The organism is Streptomyces vastus (assembly GCF_039532825.1).
GTDB classification, from domain to species: domain Bacteria; phylum Actinomycetota; class Actinomycetes; order Streptomycetales; family Streptomycetaceae; genus Streptomyces; species Streptomyces vastus.
On the sequence record NZ_BAAASJ010000031.1, the window covers coordinates 105,247 to 116,865 of the forward strand.

At 71.0% G+C, this 11,619-nt stretch carries 10 protein-coding genes; 2 read left to right on the plus strand and 8 right to left on the minus strand.

Annotated features, from left to right (window positions below; all coding sequences use genetic code 11):
* Positions 1-116: 116 nt before the first annotated feature.
* On the minus strand, positions 117-599 hold the full coding sequence (locus tag ABD357_RS14845; RefSeq protein ID WP_344390419.1) for an ATP-binding protein: 483 nt from the start codon (positions 597-599) through the stop codon (positions 117-119).
* 185 nt (positions 600-784) lie between these two features.
* Positions 785-1,108 (minus strand): hypothetical protein, encoded by a 324-nt coding sequence (locus ABD357_RS14850; RefSeq protein WP_344390421.1) that lies wholly within the window; start codon positions 1,106-1,108, stop codon positions 785-787.
* Positions 1,109-1,468: 360 nt separating this feature from the next.
* Here ABD357_RS14850 and cds1 point away from each other — a divergent pair, with 360 nt between their 5' ends.
* Entirely contained in the window at positions 1,469-2,566 is a 1,098-nt protein-coding gene (gene cds1, locus ABD357_RS14855) for an L-cysteine desulfhydrase Cds1 (RefSeq protein WP_344390533.1), read from the plus strand.
* Between the two features lie 33 nt (positions 2,567-2,599).
* Here cds1 and ABD357_RS14860 read toward each other — a convergent pair whose 3' ends face one another.
* Together ABD357_RS14860 and ABD357_RS14865 are read right to left on the minus strand one after the other, a co-directional pair.
* Positions 2,600-3,079, minus strand: coding sequence for an SRPBCC family protein (locus tag ABD357_RS14860; RefSeq protein ID WP_344390423.1), 480 nt, complete (start codon positions 3,077-3,079; stop codon positions 2,600-2,602).
* A gap of 97 nt (positions 3,080-3,176) precedes the next feature.
* Positions 3,177-4,007 carry a DeoR/GlpR family DNA-binding transcription regulator gene (locus ABD357_RS14865; RefSeq protein ID WP_344390424.1) on the minus strand — a complete coding sequence of 277 codons (831 nt, stop codon included), beginning with the start codon at positions 4,005-4,007 and terminating at the stop codon, positions 3,177-3,179.
* Between the two features lie 308 nt (positions 4,008-4,315).
* On the opposite strand from ABD357_RS14865, the gene ABD357_RS14870 reads away from it, so the two are divergent.
* Positions 4,316-6,757, plus strand: a complete 2,442-nt coding sequence (locus ABD357_RS14870; RefSeq protein WP_425584874.1) for a hypothetical protein — start codon at positions 4,316-4,318, stop codon at positions 6,755-6,757.
* Here ABD357_RS14870 and ABD357_RS14875 read toward each other — a convergent pair.
* The 4 genes from ABD357_RS14875 to ABD357_RS14890 form a co-directional block, all read right to left on the minus strand.
* Positions 6,727-9,171 (minus strand): right-handed parallel beta-helix repeat-containing protein, encoded by a 2,445-nt coding sequence (locus ABD357_RS14875; protein ID WP_344390426.1) that lies wholly within the window; start codon positions 9,169-9,171, stop codon positions 6,727-6,729. The genes ABD357_RS14870 and ABD357_RS14875 overlap by 31 nt on opposite strands.
* A 181-nt stretch (positions 9,172-9,352) precedes the next feature.
* Entirely contained in the window at positions 9,353-9,958 is a 606-nt protein-coding gene (locus ABD357_RS14880; RefSeq protein WP_344390427.1) for an Rv1733c family protein, read from the minus strand.
* 162 nt (positions 9,959-10,120) lie between these two features.
* Entirely contained in the window at positions 10,121-10,945 is an 825-nt protein-coding gene (locus ABD357_RS14885; RefSeq protein WP_344390428.1) for an MOSC domain-containing protein, read from the minus strand.
* Between the two features lie 65 nt (positions 10,946-11,010).
* Positions 11,011-11,496 carry a DUF6643 family protein gene (locus ABD357_RS14890; RefSeq protein ID WP_344390430.1) on the minus strand — a complete coding sequence of 162 codons (486 nt, stop codon included), beginning with the start codon at positions 11,494-11,496 and terminating at the stop codon, positions 11,011-11,013.
* Between the last annotated feature and the right edge of the window lie 123 nt (positions 11,497-11,619).

Here is an 11,619-nt window from a genome sequence, read left to right on the forward strand (position 1 = left end):
GCGGCCCCGACCCACCGACCACCCCAGGGGCGCGGGGAACTGCGCGAGCAACCACAACGCGCCCGCACCCGACAACGAACCCAACCCGCCCAACCGCCGGAGGCAACCCGCAGCTTCTAACCAACCGCACCCAGCGGAGCGCCCCGCACCGGCGCCTCCGTAACCGCGCCATACGGCGGACACGGCGGCAGTGTCACCGCAGGGGACGGCGCCGCGAGCGTGAACCACACGACCTTGCCGGACTCGCCGTCCGGCCGAACCCCCCAGCTCTCGCTCATCGCGGCGACCATCGCAAGCCCGCGACCGCAGGTGGCGGAGGCGTCGGCGTCCCGTACCTCGGGAAGCCGGGGATCGTGGTCACGCACCGAGACCGTGAGCCGGTCGAGCAGCAGCTCGATCTCCACGGTGCAGACCTTGTCGGGCTCGGCGTGCTGGTGAACGTTGGTCAGCAGTTCGGTGACACCGAGCGCGGCCCGGTCTATCAAGGGATCGAGATGCCAGTAGCGCAATTGCGCCGAGACGATCCTGCGGACCTGGCCGATCCGCGACGGCAGGGCTTGGAGCTCCACCGTGCAGTGCCTGCTTGGCTGGCTGATCACGGCTGCGACTCCCCGAATTGAGGTCCGGAAGAAGACGAGTACGGATCCAGCAGGGGGCCTGCGTACAACGGCCGCCTGCTGTTCATGACCGGCGCACGCCGCTTCACAGCGTTATCACCGGTAAACCCAGAGTGACGTGGGATCAGCGTGACTCAGGGGATGGGGTCCTGCAACTCGTGGCACTCTCAGTGACCGCGCCCCGCCGCCTTGCGCACCGCCTCGATGAACCGGCGGGCGGCGGGCGGTCCGGGCTCCCCCGGAGCGGGGTCGTGTTCGCCCAGGGTGAGGGTGTAGCGGGTGCCGTTGACCTCCGCCAATGCGCGGTCGTCATGAGCGAACCACGGCTTCGACGCGCGGACCGCCCGCACGGGTGCGCTGTCGATCTCGCTGCCGTAACTGGTGAGCAACTCCAGCCTGCCGTCGCTGATCCGGACCTGTCCGGCCCGGGTGAGCGAACGCAGCCTCTTTCCGATCCGTACGCCGGTGGCCGTGAACTCCGGCTCCGCCATGATGCCCCGCCCCCTTGTGCGCTACGACTGTGCTCCGGTCCTGATCCAGTGTGCGTCGCGCCCGGGATCGCCGTCTCGTGTCGGGTTCGCCGTCCCCTGCGGTGCAGTCTGCACGTCCCCCGCGTCGAGCACCAGTGCGCACGCAGGTGTCAGGCGCACGGTTCGGCGCACTCGGGCGGATGCGCCCCCCATCGCTGTGTGCCAGTGATTCCTTTGAGGTGCTCAAAGGTACGTTTATGCAGGTGAGAAGCGTGCGGAAGCTGTCTATGATCGAAGCGTCCGACCCGCCGAACCGGTGTCGGCCCATCCTTAAGGAGCCCGGCCGTGACAACCCCAGAAAAGGCTCGCATCCACGAGCCGATGGCCACCCTCGACGTCGACCACAGCGACGCGGAGTACCGGCACTGGCTCAAGGAAGCCGTCCGCAAGGTCCAGGCCGACGCCAATCGCTCCGCCGACACCCACCTGCTGCGCTTCCCGCTGCCCGAGACCTGGGGCATCGACCTGTACCTCAAGGACGAGTCCACCCACATCACAGGTAGCCTCAAGCACCGCCTGGCCCGCTCGCTGTTCCTGTACGGCCTGTGCAACGGCTGGATCCGGCGCGGCCGACCCGTCATCGAGGCGTCCAGCGGCTCCACCGCCGTCTCAGAGGCGTACTTCGCGAAGCTGATCGGGGTGCCCTTCATCGCGGTCATGCCTCGCACGACCAGCGCCGAGAAGTGCCGACTGATCGAATTCCACGGCGGGCAGTGCCACTTCGTGGACGACCCGCGCAAGATGTACGAGGAGTCCGCCGCCCTCGCGGCCGAGACCGGCGGTCACTACATGGACCAGTTCACCTACGCGGAACGGGCCACGGACTGGCGCGGCAACAACAACATCGCCGAATCGATCTACCGCCAGCTGAAGCTGGAGCGCTACCCCGAGCCGGCGTGGATCGTCGCCACGGCCGGCACCGGCGGCACGTCGGCGACCATCGCCCGCTACGTGCACTACATGCAGTACGACACCCGTATCTGCGTGGCCGACCCGGAGAACTCCTGCTTCTTCGCAGGCTGGACGACGGGCAACGCGGACGTCACCACCGACTGCGGTTCACGCATCGAGGGCATCGGCCGACCGCGCATGGAGCCGAGCTTCGTGCCGGGCGCCGTCGACCGGATGATGAAGGTGCCGGACGCGGCGAGCGTGGCCGCCGTACGCGCACTGGAGCAGTCCATCGGCCGCAAGGCGGGCGGCTCGACCGGCACCGGGCTGTGGAGCGCGCTGAAGATCGTCGCCGAGATGGTTGCCACGCGCCGCACGGGAAGCGTTGTCACGCTGCTGTGCGACCCCGGGGACCGCTACCTGGACAAGTACTACTCGGACGAGTGGCTGGCCGCGCAGGGGCTGGACGTCGCACCGTACGCGAAGGCGATCGACTCACTGCTGGCCACGGGAGTTTGGCCGGACTAGGGGTGCTTGGGGTGCATGCGCGCGTACGCCACCTTATGCCCGCGCTGACGCGAGCCGCCGGTCCAGCCTCACCACCGCGTCCCGGAACGCGCGCCCCAGCCCCGGTCGCCCCAGCTTCACCGCGAAGCGGAACGCCGTGGTGCCGTCGGCGGCAAAGGTCCACTGCAGCCGCGTACCCGTGACGTGCGGGGTCAGCCGCCACTCCTCGACGAGGGCACGGACCCCGGGGGCGTTCGTCTCGTCCACGCGATACGTGTACACCTCGGCGGGCTCGGCCGCGAGCACCGTCTCCTGGAAGCGCGTACCGCCCTTGAGCCGGATCTGCCGCCCCGCGCCGCCCTCGGTCGGCCGGGCCAGCGTCACCGCCGAGAACCATTCCGGCCAGCCCGCCACGTCCTCGGCCAGCGCACGGAAGACCGCCTCCGGAGGCGCGCTCACCACTCTCGCGAACACCAGACGCACTGGAGCGGACTGGACGAAGTCGAGCCCCACCGGGAGCAGTTGGCGAGCCACGTGCGAAAACCCCCTCGCGGAACGGAATCGGGACGGTGCCAGACCCGAGGTGAAGCGGTGGAATACGGGTGTACGGGTCACGATAACTGGCGGACCGTCAGATGTCTGTATCCTCCTCGGGCTCGCCTGCCACCACCAGGCGCCGCAGATGCTCGGAGACCTCCGCGCGTGCCTCGCCGGGCAGCCCGGAGTCCGTGACCAGCGTGTCGACCTGTTCCAGAGCGGCGAACGAACTGAGCCCCACCGTGCCCCACTTGGTGTGGTCCGCGACCACGACGACGCGCCGCGCGGACTGCACGAGCCGCCGGTTCGTCTCGGCCTCCGCCAGGTTCGGCGTCGACAGGCCCGCCTCGACCGAGATGCCGTGCACACCGAGGAACAGCACATCGAAGTGCAGCGCCCCGATCGCCTGGTCGGCGACCGGTCCCACGAGTGAGTCCGAGGGCGTACGCACGCCACCCGTCAGTACGACCGTGGCCGCACCCTGCCGCTGTCCCGAGGTGCGCTGTGCCGCATGGAAGACATCGGCGACCCGCACCGAGTTGGTCACCACCGTCAGGTCCGGCACATCGAGGAGCTGATGGGCGAGCGCGTACGTCGTCGTACCGCCCGAGAGGGCGATCGCCGTGCCCGGCGCGACCAGGCTCGCCGCGGCCCGCGCGATGTCCTCCTTGGCGGTCAGCTCCAGTCCGGACTTGGCCTCGAAGCCCGGCTCGTGGGTGCTCGCCTCGACGACCGGGACCGCGCCGCCGTGCACCTTCTCCACCATGCCCTGCCGGGACAGCGCATCAAGATCGCGGCGGACGGTCATGTCGGAGACGCCGAGCTTCCTGGTGAGCTCGTTGACGCGGACGCCGCCGCGCCGCCGGACCTCGTCGAGGATCAGAGCGCGGCGCTGCTCCGCGAGGAGGTTCTGATTCTCACTCACGTCCGCTCCGGTCCCTTCGACTCGTTCTGCCCGACACTGCCTCGAACCCCCTCCGACTCGCCCGACCCCCTCCGACGAGGACATTCTCCCCGCCCGAGGCCCCAAGGGCGTCCCATACTCGCACGGGTGACCACCCCTCGCGCCACTGCCTGTGCACACGCGCACACGTCACGCGGGCAACGCGGGGCCGTCACAGTCACACGGATCGGGGAGATTCCGTGACCAGGGGTGCGCACCTGGCCCGCAGCCGGGATTCTTGTACCTGCGCATGACACATGCCACCAGGCATCACGGGGGAAGCGAAGACAGTGGAGCGTTCACACGAGCGTGCCTCGTCGGGGCAGGCGATCAGCCCCGAGCAGCGGCCCGAAACGGCCGATACCGCACTTGAACTTCTGGTCCACGGCGTGGGCGGCACCACGCCCGAGGAGATGCTGAACGATCCGCGCACCGTGCGGGTCACCGGCGACGAGACGGCCGCCGTCTTCCGCCGCGTCGACGACGCCGATGCGGAGAAGCGGCCCGACGACTACCGAGGCAAGCCGGTGCCCGAGGCGTACGTATGGTGCAACCTCACCTCCGGAAACGGCGCCCGCGCTCTGTGGCTGCTGCTCCTGCCGTTCATGGTGGTCAATCTCGCCCACTGGATGCGGCCCACGGTGAGTGACAACCGGACGAGGACGGTACGCCTCTACGGCCTGCTCGTCCGACTGGTGAGCCTCACCCTCACGGTGCTGCTGGTCGCCGCCGCCTGCGAGGTGGCCCTCGACCTGGCCGCCTGGCAGTGCGCGGGCACGCGCGCGTGCGCCGCGGATCACTCCTGGCTGGGCTTCCTGGCGCCCGTCGAGTCCGGCGACGGCTGGTGGAGCCAGCCCGGCCGACGCCTCGCCCTCGCCGCCCTGGTGCCGGCCGCCCTCACCGGCCTCCTGTGGTACCTCTCCCACCGCACCTGGAGCGCGTACGAGTCCCAGCAGCCGATGACCGACGGGGCCGACCTGGACGAGGACACCGGCCGCCTGGGCCTGGGCCGCCCCGGCTTCTGGTACGGGCGCCGCCTGGTGGCCCGGCTGCGCGCCGCCCACACCGCCGCGGGGCTGCTGACGGTCACCGCCGGCGTCGGCACCTCCGCCGCCCGCCACGACCGCGGGGACGGCGGCCCTGTCGTCCTGGAGGCACTGGGCTGGCTCCTGAACGCATCACTCGTCGTGGGCACGGTCGTTGTGGTGTGGGTCGTGTGCCGCAGGGGCCGCAGCGAGAGGCGACTGGACCGGCAGCTCGACGAGGCCCTGGTGCGCTGGCTGCCCGTCGGCTCGCTGGTCCTGCTCGCCCTCACCGTTGTGTACGCGGGCTGGTCGCGTCCCCAGTGGCGGTCGGTCGCGCGGCTGCCGGGCGACGCGACCTTCGGCGGCATCGTCCTCGTCCAGGGCCTGCTCGTGATCGCGATCGGCGTGGTCGCCCACCTCCTCTACCGCTCCCAGCCCGACACCCGCACCGCGATGCGCGGACTGGCCGGGCCCGCCGTCGCCATGCTGGCCTGCGCGCTCGGCGGCGTGTTCTCCGGGGGCGTGGCCCAGCGCGTCGCCGACTGGCTCGACGGCACCGGAGGCTCGATCAAGGGCCCGCCCGTGTTCCTGACCTGGCAGGCGTCCGTCATCCCGCCCCTCCTCGTCGTCCTCCTGGCGCTCTTCGCCTGGCTGGCCCGGCGCACGGTGCAACTGCGCCGCGCCGCGATGAACGAGGTGAAACAGGACTACCCCTCGGAACCCAAGGACACCGAGCGCACCCGACGCATCGCGCGCACACGCGCGATGGCCTCGCTCACCGACCGGGCCCCCCGCATCATCGGCATCACCTCCACGGTGACGCTCCTGCTGGGCATCGTGGCCCTCGTAGGCGCCATGACGGCCGACGAAGTGCCGGGCGAGGCCGCGCAAGGGACGTACGCGTTCGTGGAGGGCGCGGCCGAGACCGCGCAGTCGCTCGGCTCCTGGCTGATCGGCGTCGGCTTCATACTCTTCGTCACCTGGGGCCGCCGCGCCTACAAAGACCCCTCCGCCCGGCGCACCATCGGCATCCTGTGGGACGTCGGTACGTTCTGGCCGCGCGCGGCACATCCCTTCGCACCCCCCTGCTACGCCGAGCGCGCCGTGCCCGACCTCACCTGGCGCATGGCCACCTGGACGCGCACCACAGGCGGACGGCTCGTCATCTCCGGGCACTCCCAGGGCAGCGTCCTCGCCGCCGCCGCGGCCTGGCAGCTCACTCCGTCGGTCCGCAAGCGAGTCGCGCTGCTGACCTACGGCTCACCCCTGGAGCGGCTCTACGGGCGCTGGTTCCCGGCCCACTTCGGTCCCGACGCGCTCAGCGGCCTGCACCGTGAGATCGACTGCTGGCGCAATCTCCACCGGGCCACCGACCCCATCGGCGGCCCCGTCCGGCTGCCCGGTGACTGCGGCCCGAAGGTCGACCGCGAGCCGCTCAAGGACCCCCTCGCATACGGCCGTACCGCCGAACACCCGCTGCCCGCGCCGATCCTCGGACACTCCGACTACCAGGCGGACCCCGCGTTCGCCGAGGAGCGGCAGCGGCTGCTCACCCGGCTCAGGCCGGATGTGCCGGGACCGCGCCCCGAAGGCGGAGCCCTTGGATCTCATGAGCCTGATCCGGACACGCCGCCCGATGGCGATTCTCAGCCCGGTCCGGGCGCGGACGGTGAGCCTCAGGGCAACTCGGGCAGGTCCTCGGCGTAGAGCAGGGTGAGGTCGTCCGTGCTCGGCTCGGTGAACTGGGCGACCCGGCCTGCGTGCCGTTCCACCATCGCCTCGAACGTCTGCCGCGCGGTGCGGCCGTTTCCGAACGCGGGCCCCTTCGGGATGGCCGTGAAGTACTTCAGCAGCGCCTCGCCCGCGCCCGGAGCCAACCGGTACTCGTGCTCCTCGGCCTGCTGCTCCACGATCCGCAGCAGCTCCTCGGGAACGTAGTCGCTGAAAGTGATGGTCCGTGAGAAGCGGGACGCCACCCCGGGATTGACGCGAAGGAAGCGCTCCATCTCGGCCGTGTATCCCGCGACGATCACGACCACCGCCTCCCGGTGGTCCTCCATCAGCTTCACGAGCGTGTCGATGGCCTCGCGCCCGAAGTCGCGTCCCGAGTCCTCCGGCGACAGCGCGTACGCCTCGTCGATGAACAGCACGCCTCCGCGCGCCTTGTCGAAGGCCTCCTGCGTACGGATGGCCGTGGAGCCGATGTGCTCGCCGACCAGATCGACCCGGGACACCTCGACGAGATGGCCCTTCTCCAGGACGCCGAGCGAGGCCAGGATCTCGCCGTACAGCCGGGCGACGGTCGTCTTTCCGGTGCCGGGGGAGCCCGTGAATACCAGATGGCGCCGCACGGAGGCCGCCTTGAGGCCTGCCTGCTGGCGGCGGCGGCCCACCTCGATCATGTCGGTGAGGGCACGCACCTCGCGCTTGACGCTGTCGAGGCCCACCAGCGCGTCGAGTTCACCGAGCACGGCCTTCGACGAGCGTGCGGGCTGCTCCGGCGGCCCGGGCGTCTGAGCCGTGACGAACGGCTCCTGCTCGGTCGTGCGCTGGCCCGGGATGGCGCCCAGCAGACCGGTGGAGTGGCTCGTCGTCTCCACGGCCGTCTGAGCTGCCGGAGGCCGCACCCCGGCGCTCTCGTCGCTTGTGCAGTCCTCGACGACGGGCCCGCTGCCGGACGCCGGGTCGCCGCCCGCGTCCGCGAACTCGTAACCCCCGCGCGCGCAGCGCTCCGTACGGCACTTCCTGAGCGTCGTACGGCAGCCGTCGATCACATGGAAGCCGTAGCCTCCGCTGCCCGTGACCCGGCAGCCGTGGAAACTGCCGCGGCCGCCGGCCGACACGTAGAAACCGGCCTCCGCGGGCGAATCGACCGTGCAGCGCTCGACGGTGGGGTCGGCGCCCTTGGTCACGATCACACCCGTCTGCGCACCGTCGATGGTGCAGCCGGACAGCGTGCCACCGCTGCCGTGATCCCGGAACCAGGCGCCCGTCGCGGCGTCCCGGATCCGGCAGTCGTCGAGCTGTGCGGTGGCGCCGTCGCTCACCGACACCGCGGTGTTGCGCACCTGCCACAGATCGCTGTCGACGACATCGGCACGCGAGCCGCGGTCGAGCACGAAGAGGGCGTCCGGCACGTCGTGCACGCGGCACGAGTCGAGCACCACGGTCGCGCCGTCGCTCACCCAGACCGCGGGGTAGTCGCCCGTACTGTCATGGATCTCGCACTGGTTGGCGTCCACGCGAGTGCCGGGATCCCACACCGACAGTCCGTTGCGCCCGAACTGCCGCACTGTGGAGCGGGTCATCGTGAGGACCGAGCGGGAGCGCAGATCGACCGCGTTCTCCGGGATGTCGTGGATCCTGCAGTCGGCGAGCGTGAGCACGGCGTCCGTGTCGAGCGTGACACCGTCCGCCGTGGTCCGGTGCACCACGCAGTCGGTGAGATGCGCCGTCGCCCGCGCGGTGACCTGGACGCCGCTGCCCTTGACCTCGTACACCTCGCAGCCGACGGCCTCCAGAGCGGAATGCTCACCGGTCGCCGACAGGCCCGCCCCCGAGGCGTGGTGCACCCGGCAGCGCTCCAGGCGTGGGTGGGCGGCGCCGCGCACGGCGATGCCCGACTGGCCGGCCGCCACGACCTCGCAGTCCTCGAACACCCCGCCCCCGCCGTCCAGTACGGCGATGCCGACACCTGCCGGATTGTCGACCGTGCAGCGCCGCACGGTCGGACGCGCACCGCCGCGCACCTCGATCCCCGCCGCGGAACGCGTGACGATCCGGATGTCCGTGAGCTCCGGAGCGCCCTCCTCGACGAGCAGCGCGGGCGCCGCCGCGTCCTGGCCCTCCACGAGCAGGTCCTGGACGACTGCGGACGCGCGCACCGTGAGCGGCACACCGTCGACGGGTGCGATCCGCACGGAACCGGGGGAGCCCTCCGGACCCCGCAGGGTCACTGTCCGCTGGACGACGAGGTTCTCCCGGTACGTACCGGGAGCGACGGTGAGCACATCACCGTCGCCCGCGGCCTCCAGGGCGGCGGCGAGCGATGCGTACTCACCCGTGCGGCGTCGCCACCGAGACGTGCCGGTGTGCGTCACCTGGACCGTGCCCTGTGCCATGGCGCTGTTGTGCCCCCACCTCGTCGTACGCGGGTCCTGAGAGGCTCCTCGTCGCTCCCCCTCGCCCCCGACCGGTCAGCTCACGGGGGTTCGGAAACAGCCTCTCACGACGGTGCCGAACAGTTCGGCCGGTCCACCGTAGCGTGCGCGGGCAGGGGGAGTTGACCGGAGCGGGAGGCTGTCAGCTGCCCGTGCCGGTCCTGCCCCAGTCCGGTCCGGCCTGCGACCACGCCCGGTCCAGGCGGGCGTACCGGCGCCGTACCATGCGCCACACGACCAGGCGCCGGGAGCCCTCGACGAGTCCGGCGCAGATCGCCGCCGTGCCGAATCCGGCGAGCACGGCGTGCGTCGTCGCGGTGGCGGTGTCCAGGGGGCGGCCGATTATTCGGCCCTGCTCGTCGGTCCACAGCTTGAACCGGTCGCCCGGCTGCGGGGACTTGAGGGCGGCCATCACCGTGCCGTGCCGCTCGGAGCCGTCCGGGCCCCTCCAGTCGGCGAGCACACGGTTGTGCGAGTCGCGTGCCGAGGACGTCTCGGGGTCCGGGTCAAAGGGGCGGCTGTCCGCCTTCTTGACGACCGTCGCCTCCACCAGGTGGCGGTCCAGCCGCTGCTGCCGTACGGACTCCTGCAGGGCGTCCTGAGCGAGTGAGCCGACCCATGCGCCGGCCACGGGGGCGGCGACCAGGATGAGCAGCAGCGCCGCAAGTGCCAGCCAGGCCTCGACGAGATCGGTCGTACGGCGCAGCGGATTGTGCCGCCAGCGCCAGAGTCCCCTGATGGCCCGCATTGTCCCGCACCCCCTTCCCCATCCGTGATAACCCGCCGGCGGAGCCGTCCACGCACGGAGCCGGGGAAGAGAGAGCGAAATCACCCCTCGCACCGGCCTTTCATGAACTTCTCACAAGACCTCAACGGGCGTGCGCGGCGCCGTGGTTCCCCACGCGAGGACCTATTCGAGGATCCTGACCGGGTCCCCGACCCGCACGGCACCGAGGGACTCCGGCACCAGGTTCTGCCCGAAGACCAGCTGGCCGCCGAAGCGGCGGTGGCGGCCGAGCGTGCGCAGCGGTTCCCTGCCGCGCTCGGCGGTGTGCTGGTCGGTGGTGGTCACGACACAGCGCCCGCACGGCTTGGCCATCCGGAAGACGGCCTCTCCGATGGCGATCGTCGACCAGCCGTCCTCGGCCCAGGCTTCGGTGCCTTCGACGACCACGTTCGGCCGGAAGCGGTTCATGGGGAGCGGGCCCTCGTCGGGCCGGTCGCCGTGCGCGATCAGGGAGTTGAGGGCGCCGAGGGAGGCGACGGTGGTGAGCAGCAGGGGATAGGCGTCCGCGAAGCTGACGGTCTCGCCGGGACGCGCGTACTCCGGATCGAGGGGGCGACGGGTGGCCGGGTCGTCGAGATGCATGAGACGCACGTTGATGCCGAGATACTCACTGAACCAGCCGTGCGCCGCGGCGTCGGCGGGAACCCCCTCCACCTTGTCGCGGGGCATCTCGACCGTCGTCGTGCCGACAGGCTCGGGCACCGCAACGGCCAGCGGTTCACGGCCGGGCCCGGACAGCAGAACACCGCCGCCGGGCTGTGGCTCGGCGGCGGCAAGCGCCATGCGCGGATGCGCGCGCTGGGTGATGACCTTGCCCGTCTCGTCGATCAGCACCCAACGCCGGTCACCCGCCAGGCCCCAGGGCTCCACGACGGCCTCGCTCGCGGCATGGCCCCTGGCCGCCTTGAGCGGATAGACGTGGATCGAGCGCAGCACCGAGATCGACATGAGGTCATCCTGCCAGCCGGCACTGACAACCTCCTCCGAGGGAGCCGGCCGATCGGAGCGAGACCTCAGTATCCGCCGCGGTATTGCTGCTGCTGCCCGTTGTACGGGTCCTGATACGGCGCCGGAGCCGGACGGGGAGCCGCGGGGCGCATCGCCTCGTAGCCCGTACCGCCTGCCACGGGACGCTGTGGCTGTACCGGACGCTGCGGTTGTACCGGACGCTGCGGCTGCTGGGCCTGAGTGCCCGGATAGCCACGCGGACCGGCTGTCTGCTGTTGCGGGATGTACGGCGCGGCGGCCTGCTGCAGCGGCTGGGGCTGCTGGGCCTGCGGGTAGCCGTACGACGGCGGCTGCGGCGACGGAGCGGCCGGCAGGGCGGGCAGCGCTGCCGGAAGCGCGGGCAGGTGGCTGCCCGTGTCGTACGCCGAGGGGACCCGGATCGGCGCGATCTGCGGGGTACCCCGCTCTGCGACGAGCGAGTCGTAGATCGGAGTGTCCGGGAAGGAGGCGGAGTAGTAACCGCCGCCATAGGTGGAGCGGGGGGAGGTCATGGCACATAAGTTAAGCCCACGATGTGCTGGTTGGGGAGACCGATAAGAGGGTTGTTTTTCGTGTCGGCAGTGACGGGCCATCCCTAATGTGATCAAACTTGTTGAAAAGGGGCGTCGGTTGAA

Excerpts from the sequence above, each read along its gene's own strand:
- ABD357_RS14850 (WP_344390421.1), bottom strand. The coding sequence starts at position 1,108 with ATGGCGGAGCCGGAGTTCACGGCCACCGGCGTACGGATCGGAAAGAGG.
- cds1 (WP_344390533.1), top strand. The coding sequence starts at position 1,469 with ATGGCCACCCTCGACGTCGACCACAGCGACGCGGAGTACCGGCACTGG.
- ABD357_RS14875 (WP_344390426.1), bottom strand. The coding sequence starts at position 9,171 with ATGGCACAGGGCACGGTCCAGGTGACGCACACCGGCACGTCTCGGTGG.
- ABD357_RS14880 (WP_344390427.1), bottom strand. The coding sequence starts at position 9,958 with ATGCGGGCCATCAGGGGACTCTGGCGCTGGCGGCACAATCCGCTGCGC.
- ABD357_RS14885 (WP_344390428.1), bottom strand. The coding sequence starts at position 10,945 with ATGTCGATCTCGGTGCTGCGCTCGATCCACGTCTATCCGCTCAAGGCG.
- ABD357_RS14890 (WP_344390430.1), bottom strand. The coding sequence starts at position 11,496 with ATGACCTCCCCCCGCTCCACCTATGGCGGCGGTTACTACTCCGCCTCC.